The 17762-nt window shown below is 61.6% G+C and carries 16 protein-coding genes; 8 read left to right on the top strand and 8 right to left on the bottom strand.

Features of this window, described 5'->3' with window-relative positions; all coding sequences use genetic code 11:
* The first annotated feature begins 55 nt into the window (after nucleotides 1–55).
* A complete protein-coding gene (pssA, locus tag AC1RMX_RS06140) occupies nucleotides 56–1399 on the top strand; it encodes a CDP-diacylglycerol--serine O-phosphatidyltransferase (protein WP_493071043.1) in 1344 nt (447 codons plus the stop codon).
* A 62-nt stretch (nucleotides 1400–1461) separates the two neighbouring features.
* Here the strand turns inward: pssA and efeO (AC1RMX_RS06135) are convergent, their stop codons facing one another.
* The 4 genes from efeO (AC1RMX_RS06135) to efeU are packed head-to-tail and all read right to left on the bottom strand — an operon-like array spanning nucleotide 1462 to nucleotide 5680.
* Nucleotides 1462–2286, bottom strand: coding sequence for an iron uptake system protein EfeO (gene efeO / locus AC1RMX_RS06135; protein WP_096821487.1), 825 nt, complete (start codon nucleotides 2284–2286; stop codon nucleotides 1462–1464).
* Nucleotides 2287–2307: 21 nt separating this feature from the next.
* Nucleotides 2308–3606: an iron uptake transporter deferrochelatase/peroxidase subunit gene (gene efeB / locus AC1RMX_RS06130; RefSeq protein ID WP_192558073.1), complete on the bottom strand. Its 1299-nt coding sequence runs from the start codon at nucleotides 3604–3606 to the stop codon at nucleotides 2308–2310.
* Nucleotides 3607–3623: 17 nt separating this feature from the next.
* Entirely contained in the window at nucleotides 3624–4823 is a 1200-nt protein-coding gene (gene efeO / locus AC1RMX_RS06125; RefSeq protein WP_192558072.1) for an iron uptake system protein EfeO, read from the bottom strand.
* An 8-nt stretch (nucleotides 4824–4831) separates the two neighbouring features.
* Nucleotides 4832–5680 (bottom strand): iron uptake transporter permease EfeU, encoded by an 849-nt coding sequence (gene efeU / locus AC1RMX_RS06120; protein ID WP_493071040.1) that lies wholly within the window; start codon nucleotides 5678–5680, stop codon nucleotides 4832–4834.
* 220 nt (nucleotides 5681–5900) lie between these two features.
* Between efeU and AC1RMX_RS06115 the strand changes: the two genes are divergently transcribed.
* The 6 genes from AC1RMX_RS06115 (at nucleotide 5901) to AC1RMX_RS06090 (ending at nucleotide 12639) form a co-directional block, all read left to right on the top strand.
* Nucleotides 5901–6917 carry an AraC family transcriptional regulator gene (locus AC1RMX_RS06115; RefSeq protein WP_493071038.1) on the top strand — a complete coding sequence of 339 codons (1017 nt, stop codon included), beginning with the start codon at nucleotides 5901–5903 and terminating at the stop codon, nucleotides 6915–6917.
* 141 nt (nucleotides 6918–7058) lie between these two features.
* Nucleotides 7059–8723, top strand: a complete 1665-nt coding sequence (locus tag AC1RMX_RS06110; RefSeq protein WP_096821482.1) for an AMP-binding protein — start codon at nucleotides 7059–7061, stop codon at nucleotides 8721–8723.
* A gap of 16 nt (nucleotides 8724–8739) precedes the next feature.
* Entirely contained in the window at nucleotides 8740–9501 is a 762-nt protein-coding gene (locus tag AC1RMX_RS06105; RefSeq protein ID WP_096821481.1) for an SDR family NAD(P)-dependent oxidoreductase, read from the top strand.
* Nucleotides 9502–9513: 12 nt separating this feature from the next.
* Nucleotides 9514–10704 carry an acetyl-CoA C-acyltransferase gene (locus AC1RMX_RS06100; RefSeq protein ID WP_085745585.1) on the top strand — a complete coding sequence of 397 codons (1191 nt, stop codon included), beginning with the start codon at nucleotides 9514–9516 and terminating at the stop codon, nucleotides 10702–10704.
* Nucleotides 10705–10723: 19 nt separating this feature from the next.
* Nucleotides 10724–11851: an acyl-CoA dehydrogenase gene (locus tag AC1RMX_RS06095; RefSeq protein WP_493071036.1), complete on the top strand. Its 1128-nt coding sequence runs from the start codon at nucleotides 10724–10726 to the stop codon at nucleotides 11849–11851.
* Nucleotides 11852–11865: 14 nt separating this feature from the next.
* Nucleotides 11866–12639 carry an enoyl-CoA hydratase gene (locus AC1RMX_RS06090; RefSeq protein WP_085730850.1) on the top strand — a complete coding sequence of 258 codons (774 nt, stop codon included), beginning with the start codon at nucleotides 11866–11868 and terminating at the stop codon, nucleotides 12637–12639.
* Nucleotides 12640–12676: 37 nt separating this feature from the next.
* Here AC1RMX_RS06090 and AC1RMX_RS06085 read toward each other — a convergent pair whose 3' ends face one another.
* Together AC1RMX_RS06085 and AC1RMX_RS06080 are read right to left on the bottom strand one after the other, a co-directional pair.
* Complete coding sequence (locus AC1RMX_RS06085) at nucleotides 12677–13828, bottom strand: acyl-CoA dehydrogenase family protein (protein WP_493071034.1); 1152 nt, start codon at nucleotides 13826–13828, stop codon at nucleotides 12677–12679.
* A 3-nt stretch (nucleotides 13829–13831) separates the two neighbouring features.
* Nucleotides 13832–14938, bottom strand: coding sequence for an enoyl-CoA hydratase/isomerase family protein (locus AC1RMX_RS06080; protein WP_493071032.1), 1107 nt, complete (start codon nucleotides 14936–14938; stop codon nucleotides 13832–13834).
* Between the two features lie 280 nt (nucleotides 14939–15218).
* Between AC1RMX_RS06080 and AC1RMX_RS06075 the strand changes: the two genes are divergently transcribed.
* Nucleotides 15219–15698, top strand: coding sequence for a hypothetical protein (locus AC1RMX_RS06075; protein ID WP_493071030.1), 480 nt, complete (start codon nucleotides 15219–15221; stop codon nucleotides 15696–15698).
* A 33-nt stretch (nucleotides 15699–15731) separates the two neighbouring features.
* Here the strand turns inward: AC1RMX_RS06075 and AC1RMX_RS06070 are convergent, their stop codons facing one another.
* Nucleotides 15732–16418, bottom strand: coding sequence for an HPP family protein (locus tag AC1RMX_RS06070; RefSeq protein WP_493071028.1), 687 nt, complete (start codon nucleotides 16416–16418; stop codon nucleotides 15732–15734).
* Nucleotides 16419–16577: 159 nt separating this feature from the next.
* Entirely contained in the window at nucleotides 16578–17756 is a 1179-nt protein-coding gene (locus tag AC1RMX_RS06065; protein ID WP_096821474.1) for an MFS transporter, read from the bottom strand.
* Nucleotides 17757–17762 lie beyond the last annotated feature (6 nt).

Below are 17762 nucleotides of genomic sequence, written 5' to 3'. Positions count from 1 at the left end.
AGGAGTTGATGGTGTAAGCTCTCGGGTTCTTCGGATTCGACCCATTGCGAGCCCTATGCCGTTGCTTTTCAAACGCTCTCTGCTGCCCAAGTTGCGCAGCTTTCCGCTGACCGCCGAGGCCGTGACCATTCTGTCCGGCGCCGCCGAGTTCCGTCGTTGCCTGCTGGAGAAAATCGCCCAGGCGACCCAGCGCATCTACCTCGTCGCGCTCTATCTGCAAAATGACGAAGCCGGTCAGGAAATCCTCGATGCCTTGCACGCCGCCAAACTCAAGCGTCCCGAGCTTGAAATCGTTGTGGTCGTCGACTGGCTGCGCGCCCAGCGCGGCTTGATCGGTGCCGGCAAGCAGCCGGGCAACTCGGCCTGGTATCAGGAAATGACTCGCACCCACCAGAGCGTGGTGCCGGTCTACGGCGTGCCGGTGCAGACTCGTGAGCTGTTCGGCGTGCTGCACCTCAAAGGCTTCGTGATCGACGATTGCCTGGTCTACAGCGGTGCGAGCCTGAACAACGTCTACCTGCACAAGTTCGACAAGTACCGCTTCGACCGTTATCACGTGCTGCAGAGCCGGGAACTGGCGGACTCGATGCACCATCTGGTCAAGCACGGCCTGATCGAATCGAAAGCGGTGCATCGCCTCGACCTGCCGAACCTGCCGACCACCCGCAGCCTGCGCAACGACATCGGCGACCTGCGCAGCCGCCTCAAATACGCGACGTACGACACCAGCGCCGGCAGCACGGCGCATACCGGCCTGTCCGTCAGCCCGTTGCTCGGTGTGGGCAAGAACAACCCGCTGAACCGGGTGATTCTGGAGCTGATCGCCAGCGCCCAGAAGCAACTGACCATCTGCACGCCGTACTTCAACCTGCCACTGGGAGTGATCCGCGAGATCAACCGGGCGCTGGCTCGCGGCGTGAAAATCGACATCGTGGTCGGCGACAAGACCGCCAACGACTTCTACATTCCGCCGACCGAGCCGTTCAAGGTGATCGCCGCGCTGCCGTATCTCTACGAGATCAGCCTGCGCCGTTTCGCCAAGCGCCATCAGCGCAACATCGACAGCGGTCAGTTGAACCTGCATCTGTGGCGTGAGGGCGACAACAGCTATCACCTCAAGGGCATGTGGATCGATCAGCGCTACACCTTGCTGACCGGCAACAACCTCAACCCGCGGGCGTTCCGTCTCGATCTGGAAAACGCCTTGCTGATCGATGACCCGAAAGGCGAGTGGCTGGAGCCTCGGCGTCTGGAGCTGGAAAACATCTTCGAACACACCCAGCGAATCGCACGATTCCAGGATCTGGAAGCCTTGCCGGATTACCCGAGCGGGGTGGCCAAGTTCCTCAAACGCGTGAGCCGGGTACGGGTCGAGCGGTTGCTGTACCGGATTCTGTAAGACCGGAAAACAAGAATCCCCCGAACGCAGGACGCGTCCGGGGGATTTTTTATGCGCCGAACTCAGTTCAGACCGAGCTTGCCACGCAAGGTCGACAGGTCTTCGGCCAGGGTATTGACCGGGCCGACCAGCGCCTTGCGGTCGTTTTCCTTCACTTTGTCATAGGTCTCGAAGCCGCCGTCCTTGGTCTTGTACTTGGCCAGGATCTTGTCCACGGTGGCGAAGTTCTTGTCGACTTTGGCCACGAAGGCCTTGTCCTGTTTTTCGATCTGCGGACGGAACAGGTCGACGATTTTCTTCGCGCCGTCGATGTTGCCCTGGAAGTCATAGAGGTCGGTGTGGCTGTAACGGTCTTCTTCACCGGAGATCTTGGTGGCAGCGACTTCTTCCAGCAGTGCGGCAGCACCACCGACGACTTTCTCGGGCGGGAAGGTCAGGCCGGCGACGCGGGTCTGCAGGTCCTGGACGTCTTTATCCAGTTTGTCGGCCAGATCGTTCAGGCCCTGGGTGCTCTTCTCCGAGAACAGCGAGTACTCGAGGCGGTGGAAACCGGTGAAGTCTTCAGCCTTCACACCCTTTTCGTGGTCATCGACGCGGGAGTCGATGGATGCATCGAGGTCACTGAACAGCTCGGCAATCGGCTCGATCGACTCGTAGTAGACGCGGGTCGGTGCATAGAGCTTTTGCGCGGTGGCCAGGTCGCCCTTTTTCACGGCATCGGTGAATTGCTTGGTGTGGGTGCCCAGTTGGTCCAGTTGCTCGGTGACGTAGATCTTGTAGTCCGAAACCGGCCCGACCAGATCCAGCGGCGCGGTCGCCGCGAACGCCGACAGCGGGGTGTTGAGTAGACCGAGGGTCAGCAATAACGCGATGGGCGTCTTTTTCATGGGGGCGGCTCCTGTTGAATGCTATGCAGTTGTTTTTGGTTGGGTAGCGTTGAGCAACGAGCGACCGATGAAATCCTTGTCGCCCGTAACACCCGGCAGGGTGAAGAAGTAACCGCCGCCGACCGGCTTGAGGTATTCCTCCAGCGGCTCGCCATTGAGGCGGGTCTGCACGGTGATGAAGCCTTTTTCCAGATCGGCCTGGTAGCAGATGAACAGCAGGCCCATATCGAGCTGGCCGTTCTTGTTCACGCCGTTGGAATAGTTGAACGGCCGGCGCAGGATCAGGTTGGCCTGGCTCGCGGCGGTGCGCGGGTTGGCCAGGCGGATGTGCGCGTCGAGCTTGGTCAGCTTGCCTTCCGGGTCCTTGCTGTAGTCCGGGACTTCGGTCTCATGGCTCGCGCCCATCGGCGCGCCGGTGGTTTTCACGCGGCCGATGATGCTTTCCTGCTCCTGCAACGGTGTGCGGTCCCAGCGTTCGACGAAGTTGCGGATGATCCGCACCGCCTGATAACTGCCGTGAACGGCCCAGGCCGGCTCGTCGCTGCCCGGTTGCACCCACACAATGCGATCCATGGCTTTGCCATCGTTGGAATCCGGGTTGGCCGAACCATCGCGGAAACCGAGGAAGTTACGCGCCGATTGCGCTGGCACACCGGGTTTCGCCGGGGCTTGCGGCGGCACGCTGCCTTCCTGTTTCCAGCGCACCAGCAGCAGGTCCGGCAGGTTCTTCACGATGTCGCGCAGGGCGTGGATGTTGGTGTCGGCGGTGTTGGAGCAGAACTGAAGGCTCAGGTCGCCGTGGCAGCAATCGGCTTCCAGCGCGTCGTTGGGGAAGCCGACCATGCGGATCAGGCGCTTGGGCTTGGCAGAGGCGAGGCCGAAACGCTCGTCGAACAGCGATTCGCCCACCGACACGGTGATGGTCAGGTTGTCCGGTGTGACCACCGGGCCGAGGATGCCGGAATCCGGTGGCGGCAATTTCGGGTCGATCTGCGCCACCGGGCCGCCCTTCATCAGGAACGCGATGCGCTCGTTGAGGGTGCGGAACAGACGTTCGAGGTCTTCGCGGTCGCTGGCCAGCACATCGAACGACACCAGCATGCCGGACGCCGGACGCGGGGTAACGATGCCGGTCTGGTGCGCGCCATGAAAGTCGTGGTGATCCTGGGTCTTGTCACTGCTCGGCGCTTCGGTGACTTGCGCAGGGGCGGCGGCCATTGCCGGGCAGCTCAGGGCGGTGCCGGCCAGTGCGACACCGGCGGCGCCCATGCCCATCAGTACGCGGCGACGTTGCAGGTTGAAGTGTTCGGAATCGTTCATCGGTATTCGTCTTCTACTTACAGGCCGGAGAGGCCGAGGGCGGGATCAATGGCGTCGAGGGCGTCGGCCAGAGCCTTGGCCTTGTCGGCGATCTGCTTGCGTTGCTCACCGTTGACGGTGTCGTAACTGGCGTAGCCATCCTTGACCTTGAAACCGTTCAACGTGGTATCGAAATCAGTCAGCGCGCTGTCGATTTTCGGCAGCAGGTCGACGGCGGATTTGCTCAGCATCGGGCGCAACAGTTCGACGACTTTGTGCGCGGTCTCCAGATTCGCTGCAAAACCGTTGAGGTCGCCGTGGCTGTAGCGTTCCTCTTCACCGCTGGCGGCGCGCACGTCGGCCAGGGTGTTGAGGTTGCGCACGAGGATTTCCACCAGTTGCTCCGGTGGCAGCGACTGGGCCAGCAACTGTTGTTTCAGCGTGGTGACGTCGCCCAACAGGCGCTCGGCAACCGGCGACAGACCGTCGAGGCTGCGTTGCTGGAACAATGCGTACTCGATGCGGTGGAAGCCGACGAAGGCCGGATCCTGCTCGCGTTTCTCGAAGTAATCGGCGCGGGCGTTGATGCTGTTGTCCAGCTCGGCCAGGCGTTGTGCGGCCGGAGCCAGACGCTGATACGCCGCGCGGGCCGGCAAGTACGCCGCCTGAGCCTGGGCCAGATCGCCGCTGGTGATCGCTTGATTGAGCGCCGTGACGGCTCTGATCAGCGCGCTGCTCTGGGTGGCCAGATAGACACGGAATTCCGACAGCGGCCCGACGAAAGCGACCATCGACGGCTTGGCCTTGGCGGCGGCATCGGAGGCTGCGGTCGGCGTCACATGCAGCACGCCGCGCGGGTTGCTCAGCAGGCCGCAGGTGATGGCGTAATCGCCGGGTTGCAGGTTGGCGTTGATCACCTGGCTAAGGCCCGGAGCGATGTTTTCGCGCTCTTCGATCACCAGCACGCCGTCGAGGATTTCCCATTCCACTGCCCGATCGGAGCGGTTGACGATGCGGAAACTGGCACGGCCGGCCGGCACGCTCAGCTCGTTGGGCTCGCAACTGCCGGGGTGGATGTTGACCACCACTTCGTCATGGTTGTGCTGACGCTTGGCCGCAGCCATTTTCGAGGCGTAGTAGAACAGGCCACCGGCGGCGATCATCACGACCACGGAACCGGCCACCGCCCAGCGCAAGGCGCGGGGAGGGGAGGCCTGAGGAATATTAGGCTTTGACATGGAGGCCCTTATTGGCTGGAAGCGGAATTCGAAGCGGCGGCTTTGGGCGCCGGGGCGGAGGCCGGATAGAAGAACATCACCAGCGCCACCACCAGGTAGATCAGGTATGCGCCGAGGGTGCTGACGGTCGGGGCATCCTGATAACCGAACATGCCGGCCAGCACCGAGCCCAGCGGGCCGTCCATCGGCAGCGTCGCGCTGAAGTCGAAGAGCACGGTTTGCAGGTGATTCCACACCCCGGCCTCATGCAGTGCCTGCACCGAGTTGGAGAGGATCCCGGCGGCGACCACGAGGATGAACAGCCCGGTCCAGCGGAAGAACGCCGACAGATTCAGGCGCATGCTGCCGCTGTAGATCAGGAAACCGACGACGATGGCCAGGATCAGGCCGAGCAGGGCACCGATCGGCGCGCCCGGGCCTTCGCTCTGCTGGAACACGGCGAGCAGGAAGAACACGGTTTCCAGTCCTTCCCGGGCGACGGCGAAAAACACCATGGCGATCAGCGCGATGACCTGATGTTTCGAAGCGGTCAGCGCATGATCGAGGGACGCTTGCAGCGAATGCTTGATCGAACGCGCGACCTTGCGCATCCAGAACACCATGGAGCTGAGAATGCCCACAGCGATGAGGCCGACCACGCCTTCGAACAGTTCCTGCTGTTTCTGCGGGAATTCGGCGCTGACCAGTTCCAGGCCACCACCCACCAGCAGCGCCAGCGCAGCGGCGAGAAATACGCCGATCCATACCGCCGGCATCCATTGGCCACGGCCGGTCTGTTGCAGGTAGCTGGCGATAATGCCAACGATCAGCGCGGCTTCAATGCCTTCACGCAGCATGATCAGAAAGGGAACGAGCATTCGGCATCCACTGTGTAACGAAATGAGGTTACAAGTTGTAACATAATGAAAGTCATTCTCACATGGCACTCATTGACATTTACCTGAACGGTAGCTGAACAAGCTTGAAGATCAACCATTCTCAAATACGCAACGGACATTCCCGGATGGAGCGAGCCGTGCCAGGGCAGCTGCGTTAAGATGCCTGCCACCCGAACAACAACAGGATTTGCCTCGATCCATGTCGGAAAAAGACACCATCGCCATTCAACTGGTGCGCGAAGCACTGCTGCAAAGTTGTGCCCCGGGCGTGGCCACGGAAGAAGTCTTGAACAAGGTCGGCATCGATCCGGCGCTGCTGCCCACCGATGACGCCCGCGTCCCGGCCAGCCAGTACGCACGGTTGTGGCGACTGCTGGCGCGGCGCGGCGATGACGAGTTCTTTGGCATGGACCCGCGCAAGCTGAAGTCCGGCAGCCTGGAATTCCTCTGCCGCAGCGCGATGGCCCAGCCGAATCTGGCTGCCGGTTTGAGCGCCGGTTTGAATTTCCTGTCGCTGATGCTTGAGCGCATGCCGGCGCAACTGGTGCACCAGCAAAGCCTGGCGGAGATCGTCCTGCTGGAGGACGATCCTGAACCGCGCCGCGCCTTCACCTATTTCACCTATTGGATGATCGTCCACGGCGTGGCCTGCTGGCTCGCGGGGCGGCGGATTCCGATCCTGGCCATTGAATTGCGCTGCCCGGCGCCGGACTTCTGCGACGACTACCGGGTGATGTTCTCCGAGAACCTGCGCTTCGATCGGCCACGCACGCGGATGATCTTCGCTGCCGACGTGCTGGATCTGCCGATCAAGCGCAGTGCCGATGAGTTGAAGCGTTTCCTCGCCCATGCCCCGGCCAACATTCTGGTGAAGTACCGCGACCCGGAAAGCCTCGCCAGCCGCATCAAGCAGGATCTGCGTCAGTTGCCCGCCGAACAGTGGCCGGAAACCGAAGCCCTGGCCCAGCAGTTGTGCATGTCCGCCTCGACCCTGCGCCGGCGCCTGGCTGAAGAAGGGCAGACGTACCAAGGCCTCAAGGACAGCGTACGCAAGGAACTGGCGATCACCTGGCTGGCGGAGCCTTCGATCAGTTTTGTCGACATCGCCACACGCCTGGGGTTTGCCGATGCGAGCTCGTTCTACAAGGCGTTTCGCAAGTGGTCGGGGACTAATCCTGGGCATTACCGCAGCCTGATCCTCAACGAAGCGGTCTGATCCTCGATTCGCCGCAAACCTTGGCCAAACCAGTCATCCACTTTGAAGGCTTTGACCATTGCCGCCGCCGGCGTGCGGCGCGAGTATTCCTCTGTTGTTTACGGTTCCCCAACCTAATAAAAACACAGAGGGATTCTGGCAATGCGCGATTACTTGTCTGCCACCCAGCAGTTTGATTATCAGCACACCGTGGACGCCGCACTCAGCGGCACGCTCGAGGCGCTCAACGCCTGCGTCGAATGTTGTGACCGTCACGCCTTGCCGGGGCGCATCGCGCTGTTCTGGGAAGGCCGCGACGGCGCCAGTGCGACGTACACCTTCAGCGATCTGCAGGACAAAGCCGCGCGTTTCGCCAATTTTCTTCTCGCCCAGGGCGTGCAGAAGGGCGACAAGGTCGCCGGTCTGCTGCCGCGCAATATCGAATTGCTGATCACCGTGTTCGCCACCTGGCGCATCGGCGCGGTGTATCAACCGTTGTTTACCGCGTTTGGCCCCAAAGCCCTCGAACATCGCCTGAACAGCTCCGGTGCCAAAGTGGTGGTGACCGATGCGGTCAACCGGCCGAAGCTCAGCGAAGTCGCCGACTGCCCGACGCTGGTCACCGTCGGCGGCCCGAAAGGCCAGGGCATTGTCCGTGGCGATTTCAGTTTCTGGGCCGAACTGCCCAACCATTCCAATGTCTGCGAACCGGTGATGTTGACCGGCGAAGACCCGTTCCTGCTGATGTTCACCTCGGGCACCACCGGCCCGTCGAAAGCGTTGTCGGTGCCGCTCAAGGCAGTCGTGGCGTTCCAGAGCTACACCCGCGATGCCGTGGATCTGCGCCCGGAAGATGCGTTCTGGAACGTCGCCGATCCGGGCTGGGCCTACGGCATTTATTTCGGTGTCACCGGCCCGTTGTCGATGGGCCATCCGATCACCTTCTACGATGGTCCGTTCACCCTCGAAAGCACCTGCCGGGTGATCAACAAGTACGGGATCACCAACCTCACCGGTTCGCCTACGGCGTATCGCCTGCTGATTGCCGGCGGCGACGAATTCGCCAAATCGATCAAGGGCAAGCTGCGCATCGTCAGCAGCGCCGGCGAGCCGTTGAACCCGGAAGTGATCCGCTGGTTCGCTGACAACCTCGGCGTGGTCATTCATGACCACTACGGCCAGACCGAACTGGGCATGGTGCTGTGCAATCACCATGGCCTCGAACACCCGATCCACCTCGGCGCCGCCGGTTTTGCCTCGCCGGGCCATCGCATTGTGGTGCTCGACGAGCAGAACAACGAACTCGGCGTGGGTCAGCCCGGCATCCTCGCCATCGACCGCACACAGTCGCCGATGTGCTGGTTCGCCGGTTACGAAGGCGCGCCGACCAAGGCCTTCGTCGGCGATTACTACCTGAGCGGCGACACCGTCGAGTGGAACCCGGACGGCAGCATCAGCTTCGTCGGCCGCAGTGACGACGTGATCACCACTTCAGGCTATCGGGTCGGGCCGTTCGACGTGGAAAGCGCACTGATCGAGCACCCGGCGGTGGTCGAAGCGGCGGTGGTCGGCAAACCCGATCCCGAGCGCACCGAACTTGTGAAAGCCTTCGTCGTGCTCAACCCGCAATACCGCGCCGAACCGGCGCTGGCTGAAGAACTGCGTCAGCACGTGCGCAAACGTCTGGCCGCGCATTCGTACCCCCGTGAAATCGAATTTGTCAGCGAGTTGCCGAAAACCCCGAGCGGCAAATTGCAGCGCTTTATCTTGCGCAACCAGGAAATCGCCAAGGCTCAAGAGGCTGCGGCGCACAACGTTTCAGCTTGAATCCAAGGAAACAGTCATGCAGATCGAGAACAAGGTTTTTATCGTCACCGGCGGTGCGTCCGGGCTGGGTGCAGCCACCGCTGAGCTGTTGGTTGCCGCCGGAGCCAAAGTGATGCTGGTGGACATGAACGCCGAAGCCGTCGCCGCTCAGGCTCAGCGCCTCGGTGCGCAAAGCGTAGTGGCCGACATCAGCAACGAAACCGCCGCCGAAGCCGCCGTACAGGCTACGGTAAAAGCTTTCGGTAGCCTGAATGGTCTGGTGAACTGCGCCGGTATCGTCCGGGGCGAGAAGATCCTCGGCAAGAACGGCCCGCACGCGCTGGCGAGCTTCGCGCAGGTGATCAACGTCAACTTGATCGGTAGCTTCAACATGCTGCGCCTCGCAGCGGCAGCGATTGCCGAAAGTGAAGCCAACGCTGACGGCGAGCGCGGCGTGATCATCAACACCGCCTCCGTCGCTGCATTCGACGGCCAGATTGGCCAGGCCGCGTATTCCGCTTCCAAAGGCGCCATCGCCAGCCTGACCCTGCCTGCCGCCCGCGAACTGGCGCGCTTCGGCATCCGCGTGATGACCATCGCCCCGGGCATTTTCGAAACCCCGATGATGGCCGGCATGACCCCGGAAGTGCGCGACTCGCTGGCCGCTGGCGTGCCGTTCCCGCCGCGCTTGGGCAAACCTGCCGAGTACGCCGCGCTGGTGCGGCATATCATTGAAAACAGCATGCTCAACGGCGAGGTGATCCGTCTCGACGGTGCCTTGCGCATGGCCGCCAAATAAGGAGGATTTCTCATGACTATCTCCAACGATCCGATTGTCATTGTCAGTGCCGTTCGTACCCCGATGGGCGGCTTCCAAGGCGAACTGAAAAGCCTGACTGCGCCGCAACTGGGCGCCGCTGCAATCAAGGCTGCGGTTGAGCGTGCCGGTGTCGCCGCCGATGCGGTCGATGAAGTGTTGTTCGGCTGCGTACTGCCAGCCGGTCTCGGCCAGGCGCCTGCGCGTCAGGCTGCACTGGGTGCCGGGCTGGACAAATCCACCCGCTGCACCACCGTCAACAAGATGTGCGGTTCGGGCATGGAAACCACCATCCTGGCCCACGACATGCTGCTGGCCGGCAGCGCCGATGTGGTGATCGCCGGCGGCATGGAAAGCATGTCCAACGCGCCGTACCTGCTGGACCGCGCCCGTGCCGGTTACCGCATGGGCCACGGCCGGGTGCTGGATTCGATGTTCCTCGACGGTCTCGAAGACGCCTACGACAAGGGGCGCCTGATGGGCACCTTCGCCGAAGATTGCGCTGAAACCAACGACTTCAGCCGCGAGGCTCAGGACGCCTTTGCCATCGCCTCGACCACCCGCGCCCAGCAGGCGATCAAGGACGGCAGCTTCAAGGCCGAAATCGTTCCGCTGACCGTGACCGTCGGCAAGGAACAGGTTGTGATCAGCAACGACGAACAGCCGCCAAAAGCCAAACTGGACAAGATCGCTTCGCTGAAACCAGCGTTCCGCGAGGGCGGCACCGTAACCGCAGCCAACTCCAGTTCGATCTCCGACGGCGCAGCGGCACTGGTGCTGATGCGTCAGTCGCAAGCGCAGAAACAAGGTCTGAAACCACTGGCGGTGATTCACGGCCACGCAGCATTCGCTGACACCCCGGGCCTGTTCCCGGTGGCACCGATCGGCGCGATCAAGAAGCTGATGAAGAAAACCGGCTGGTCGCTGGATCAGGTCGATCTGTTCGAAGTCAACGAGGCCTTTGCCGTGGTCGGCATGGCGGCGATGACCCACCTGGAAATCCCCCACGACAAGCTCAACATCCATGGCGGTGCCTGCGCCCTCGGTCATCCGATCGGTGCGTCCGGCGCGCGGATTCTGGTGACCTTGCTCTCGGCCCTGCGCCAGAAAGGCCTGAAACGCGGCGTCGCGGCGATCTGCATCGGCGGCGGCGAAGCCACGGCGATGGCCGTCGAGTGCGTCTGAACCGATTTAAGGATTTGCCATGATTCCCAATGACGACCAACAACAAATCCGCGACATGGCCCGGCAGTTTGCCGAGGAACGGCTGAAACCGTTCGCCGCCGAGTGGGATCGCGAGCACCGCTTCCCGAAAGAAGCCATCGGTGAAATGGCCGAACTGGGCTTCTTCGGCATGCTGGTGCCGGAGCAGTGGGGCGGTTGCGACACCGGTTATCTGGCCTACGCCATGGCCCTGGAAGAAATCGCCGCCGGCGACGGCGCCTGCTCGACGATCATGAGCGTGCACAACTCGGTGGGTTGCGTGCCGATCCTCAAGTTCGGTAACGACGACCAGCGCGAACGCTTCCTCAAACCGTTGGCCAGCGGCGCGATGCTCGGTGCTTTCGCGTTGACCGAACCGCAGGCCGGTTCCGATGCCAGTAGCCTGAAAACCCGTGCACGACTGGAAGGCGATCACTACGTGCTCAACGGCTGCAAACAGTTCATCACCTCCGGGCAGAACGCCGGGATCGTGATCGTGTTTGCCGTCACCGACCCGAGCGCTGGCAAACGCGGGATCAGCGCCTTTATCGTGCCGACCGACTCGCCGGGCTACAAAGTCGCCCGCATTGAAGACAAGCTCGGCCAGCACGCTTCGGACACCTGTCAGATTCTGTTCGAAGACGTGAAAGTGCCGGTCGCCAACCGGTTGGGTGAGGAGGGCGAGGGCTACAAGATCGCCCTGGCCAACCTTGAAGGCGGCCGCGTCGGCATCGCTTCGCAATCGGTGGGCATGGCCCGCGCCGCGTTCGAAGCCGCCCGTGATTACGCCCGCGAGCGTGACACCTTCGGCAAGCCGATCATCGAGCACCAGGCCGTGGCGTTCCGCCTGGCGGACATGGCGACCCAGATCGCCGTGGCGCGGCAGATGGTGCATTACGCCGCCGCCCTGCGTGACAGCGGCCAGCCGGCACTGGTTGAAGCGTCGATGGCCAAGCTGTTCGCTTCGGAAATGGCCGAGAAGGTCTGCTCCATGGCATTGCAAACCCTCGGCGGTTACGGTTACCTCAACGACTTCCCGCTGGAGCGCATCTACCGCGACGTGCGGGTCTGCCAGATTTACGAAGGCACCAGCGACATTCAGCGCATGGTCATTTCGCGCAATCTTTGAGAAGGAATCTGCACATGAGTTACGAAACGATTTTGCTGGAAACCCATGGCCGCGTCGGCGTCATCACTCTGAACCGCCCGCAGGCGCTGAACGCCCTGAACGCGCAACTGGTCAGCGAAGTGAACCGCGCCCTGGATGGCCTGGAAGCTGATGCGAACATTGGCTGCATCGTCATCACCGGTTCGAAAAAAGCCTTCGCCGCTGGCGCCGACATCAAGGAAATGGCTGATCTGACCTACCCGCAGATCTACATGGACGACCTGTTCAGCGACAGCGACCGCGTGGCCAACCGCCGCAAGCCGATCATCGCGGCGGTCAACGGCTTCGCCCTCGGTGGCGGCTGTGAACTGGCGCTGATGTGCGACTTCATCCTGGCCGGCGACAACGCCAAATTCGGCCAGCCGGAAATCAACCTCGGCGTGCTGCCGGGCATGGGCGGCACCCAGCGCCTGACCCGCGCCGTGGGCAAGGCCAAGGCCATGGAAATGTGCCTGAGCGGACGCTTGATCGACGCGGTTGAAGCCGAGCGTTGCGGCATCGTCGCGCGGATCGTGCCGAGTGATGAACTGCTGGATGAAGCGCTGAAAGTCGCGGCGGTGATCGCCAGCAAGTCGTTGCCGATTGCGATGATGGTCAAGGAAAGCGTGAATCGCGCGTTCGAAGTGAACCTGACTGAAGGCGTGCGATTCGAGCGTCGGGTGTTCCATGCGGCGTTTGCGACGCAGGATCAGAAAGAAGGGATGGCGGCGTTTGTGGCCAAGCGGTCGCCGGAGTTCCAAGGCAAGTAATGGAGTTCGCCCCCACGCATTGCGTGGGGGCGCCCAATCAGAGTTGGTAGTTCTTCAACTCCCGCGCAATCACCATCCGCTGTATCTCGCTGGACCCCTCATAAATCTGGGTAATCCGCGCATCCCGGTAATATTTCTCCACCGGGTAATCCTCCAGATACCCATACCCGCCATGAATCTGAATCGCTGACGAGCACACCTTCTCAGCCATTTCCGAAGCAAACAGCTTGGCCTGCGAAGCTTCCGACAGACACGGTTTGCCCGCCGTGCGCAGCCGTGCCGCATGCAGGATCATCAAGCGTGCCGCGTTGATCTGCATCTGCATGTCCGCCAGCAGGTTGGCGATGCTCTGGTGCTCGATGATCGCCTTGCCGAACTGCACCCGATCACGGGCGTAACCCAGCGCCGCTTCAAACGCCGCACGGGCGATGCCCAATGCTTGCGCCGCGATGCCGATGCGTCCGCCTTCCAGGTTGGAAAGGGCAATCGCCAGGCCTTTACCGCGTTCACCCAACAGATTCGCTTCGGGAATGCTGCAATGGTTCAGCGTCACCGCGCAGGTGTCGGAGGCGCGGATGCCCATCTTGTGTTCGGTGCGGTCGACGATGAAACCCGGTGTGTCGGTCGGCACGAGGAACGCCGAGATACCGCGCTTGCCCAGATCCGGATCGGTCACCGCAAACACGATCGCCAGTTTCGCCCGCTTGCCGTTGCTGACAAATTGCTTGGCGCCGTTGATCACCCATTGCCCGTCACGCAGTTCAGCGCGGGTGCGCAGGTTGTGTGCTTCGGAGCCGGCCTGGGGTTCGGTCAGGCAGAAGCAGCCGATCACCGCGCCACTGGCCAGATCCGCCAGCCAGGTCTGTTTCTGTTCTTCGCTGCCGTAGTTGAGCACCGGCCCGCAGCCCACCGAGTTGTGAATGCTCATGAACGCGCCGGTAGCGCCGTCACCGGCGGAAATCTCTTCCACCGCCAGCGCATAGGCCACGTAGTCGACATAGGTGCCGCCCCATTCTTCCGGCACCACCATGCCCAGCAGGCCGAGTTCGCCCATCTTCGCCACCAGACCGTCATCGATCCAGCCGGCCTTTTCCCAGGCTTGGGCGTGGGGGGCGATTTCGCCACGGGCGAAGTCCCGGGCCATGTCGCGGATCATTACCTGGTCTTCAGTCAATTCGAGATCGTGCATGGCTCAGCTCCCGCTCTCAGCGAAACCGTGGAAGAAACTCGCGACCTGCTCGGCGTGCAGCGCGGCAAGGCTCGGCGGGTTCCAGCGTGGTGATTTGTCTTTGTCGATCAGCAAGGCGCGCACGCCTTCGATCAGGTCGCCGCGTTCGAACCACTGACGATCCAGATGCAGTTCGAGGGCGAAGCAGTGTTCCAGGCTCAGGTGCCGGCCGCGACGCAGCATTTCCAGGGTCACGCCCATGGCCAGCGGCGAGCGGGTTTCCAGCAGGTCGGCGGTGGTGGTCGCCCATTCATGGCTGTCGGCAACGGTCACGGCGCGCAATTGCTCGACGATGCTCGGCACATCTGGCAAGGCGAAGAAGTGATCGATGGCCGGGCGCAAGGCTTCAAGCGGCGCATCCGGCAGGGTTTGCACGGCGTGGCGGGCCAACAGGCTTTGCAGGTCTTTCAACGGTGTGTCGTGCCATTGCAACTGATCGAGTTGCTCGTCGAGGGTGGCGAGTTTGCTGCTGTCCAGATACCAGTCGGCGAGGCCGCAATACAGCGCATCTGCCGCGCGAATCTGCACGCCGCTGACGCCCAGGTAAATGCCCAGTTCGCCGGGAATGCGCGGCAGGAAATAACTGCCGCCGACATCCGGGAAATACCCGATGGCCACTTCCGGCATTGCCAGTCGGCTCTTCTCGGTGACCACCCGCAGATCGGCGCCTTGCACCAGGCCCATGCCACCACCGAGGACGAAGCCGTCCATCAGCGCCAGCACCGGTTTGCGGTAGTGGTGGATCGTCAGGTCGAGGGCGTATTCCTCGACGAAGAAATCTTCATGCAGCGTGTCACCGCTTTTATGGCTGTCGTACAGGGAACGAATGTCGCCACCGGCACAGAAGGCTTTCTCGCCGGCACCGCGCAGCACGACCGCGTGGATATCGGCATCAGCGGCCCAAGCGTCCAGGTATTGCTGGAGCTGGCGCACCATGTCGAGGGTCAGGGCATTGAGGCCGGCGGGGCGATTGAGGGTCAGATGACCGATGTGATTGCGAACCTCGGCCAGCACTTCGTGTGGCGTGGCATCCATGGACGAAGTCCGCGGGGATGAAGCCTGAGCAGTCATCACTAACTCCCTGCTTTTATTGTCTTTATTCGAGAAGCTCGCGCGCGAGCGTTACCGGATCGTAACAGTGCAAATTTGCCGTGTACAACGGGGATATGTGCATGGGGTGTCTGCATTTTTGCCTTGACCACAAAATGAAAAATTGTGGCCGGAGCGCCGGCGCCTGCTAGGCTGCGCGGCGGTTGCGACGAGCCCGCAAACAGACCTTCGTTTCAACAGCGTCTGCAACAGAAACACGGCGTTTTTTTCACCAGAGCTCAACGCGCAATGGAGGCGCACCATGTCAATAACAAGGTATTCAACAGGCAGACTGATCGTTGTGTTGCTACTGCTGCTAACGGTTATCAATGTCGCAGCGTTGGCGTTTGTCCTGCGTGGCGGGCTTTCCAGGGTGTATGGCATGGAGATGATCAGGACCAAAGAACCCTTGCTGATCGCGGGGCGTGGCGATGATGAACACTATTACGTGCTGCCCGTCAGCACGACGCTTTATTACGACAAAAGCTATCCCGAAGGTTTTAGTCGTTACATGGTCTTTTTCAATCACAAGGGTGTTATTGCCGGCGATCCAGTGCCGATGAAGCCCGAGTATGGAGGATCATTGATTGATCCTCGTTGGTTGTCGAGCGTCGATGCCGATGCGTTGAAAGACATTTTCCAACGTTTTCCTCTCTCGAAAAAAGACATCGCCGCAGCTATCAAAGCCAATGAAATCACCAAAGAGGATCTGACGGACATCATCCGGTCGATGCCGGATTGATCGTTTGCGGGGCGTTGTCGCCATATGTCGCGCTCAGGTGAACACCTGACCAATGCTCCGCCGCTTGGCATGCAGTTCACTGGCATGAATCAACCGCTCCAGATCCTCCGGCGTGACATCGATAAACGCCTCCATGTCCGCCAGCGCCAGTTTCAGGTCTTCAGCCGTGATGGACTGCGTATCGATCGGCGCCACGGCGGGCGCGGGTTCGGCCGGGCGTTTCGGGTAGCGGATGCGGGTCAGGTTGTTGAATGCCAGCGCGCTGAGCAGCATGCACGCGGCGCTGAGCATGACCGGTTCCAGGGCTGCCCAGTCCATCGCAATGGTCGTCGGATCGGCCAGCACCATCGTCAACGCCACCGCGCCGGCCGGTGGGTGCAGGCAGCGCAGCCAGCACATCAGGATCAGCGCCATACCCGCCGCCAGGCACGCGCTGCCCAGGGTTCGGCCGAGGACGTGGGCCACCAGCAATGCCACGACACCCGCACACAGGTAGCCGCCGATGATCGACCACGGCTGGGCGAGGGCGCCGGAGGACACGGCGAACAGCAACACCGCCGAGGCGCCCAGCGGGCCGATCAGGTGGTAGGCGACTTCGATGCCGAACACCTGACTGCACGCCCACACACTGAACAACGTGCCCAGCGCCATACCGATGGCGGCGCGGCTCCATTCGGTGGGGCGGGTGTTGATGGCGGCGGGCAACCAGCGAGCGAGCATGAAGAACCGATCCTCTTGGGGAAACTGAAGGCAAAAAAAAGGACTTGTCCGTCAATCCGGAAAGTCCTTCGAAGTGTTCCAACTATTGGGGGAGGAACGTGCACAGTGTGCCAAGCAATCTCGATGCTGACAAATTCATATAAATGCATCTTCAATGCATTATTTATGAAGTAAAGCCACTCGCCGTCCGCTCATGAAGCACAGGAATCCGCCCATCGCGGTCAGCGCGCTGAGCGCATAGAACATGGTCGGCGCCGGCGTGTGCATCAGCAGGAAACCGCAGATCACCGGACTCAACGCACCGCCCAATGCTGCGAGGTTCTGCGCGCCGTAATAACTGCCGCGCAATTCTTCCGGGGCCAGGGTGTCGACGAACAGGAACTCCGACGGATAAATGATCATCTCGCCGAGGGTGAAGATGAACATTGCGATGCACCAGCTCACCAGGCTGTCGGCGAGGCTGAAACCGATCAGGCCGAGAATGAACAGACTGGTGCCGGCGGCAATCCAGTAGCGCAGTTTTTCCCGGTTGAGAAAGCGGCCTATCTGGTACTGCAACAGGATCACCGCGATGGCGTTGCAGGCGAGCAGGGCGGCCATGGTTTGCAGGGCGCGCTGCGAGTCTTCGACCACCAGCAGGTATTGCGACAGGTACAGGGTGAAGCGGCCATGGACCACGGTGCTGAGCAGACAGCCGCAGGTGAACATGATCAGCGTGCGGTCGTTTTTCAGGGTAATCAGGGTTTTCAGGAAGCTTTGCGGCTGGCCGATGGCGGCGACCGGGCTGGCGTCCTTGGGAATGCCGATCATCAGGAAGATGCTGCCGAAAGCGATACCGGCGGCAATCAGGAACGGTGCAATCGGGTACACCCCGGCGATCACCACACCCAGCATCGGGCCGGTGGCGTAGCCGATGTTGGTCAGGGTATAGCGCAGGGAAAACGCCTTGGCCCGCTGACCCATGGGCAGGTTTTCACTGAGGATCGCCTTGGAACCGATCAGGAACAACGCCGAGGCGGTTTCGGTGATGACCAGGGTCGCGGTCGTCAGGTACAGGTCTTTGGCGAAGGTCAGCAGCACGAAGCCGACTGCACTGGAGAGCATCGCCAGAATCAGCAACCGACGCTTCTCGAGTCGGTCGATGATGTAGCCGCCGTACAGCGCAAGCAGGGTGGCGATGAACACCGCGATGCCCAGCAACAACCCGACGTCCTGTTGGTTGAGGCCGAGCTTGTTGCTCAAAAACAAGGTGAGCAAAGGACTGGTGATGGCGCGGCTGACGACAATCGTCAGCGAAACGATCATCAGGCGGCGGATAACGAGCGAGTAGGTGGCCACGGAAAA

This window comes from Pseudomonas sp. GW822-FHT03F04, from assembly GCF_058801405.1.
This window is presented reverse-complemented; position numbering and strand designations above follow the sequence as displayed.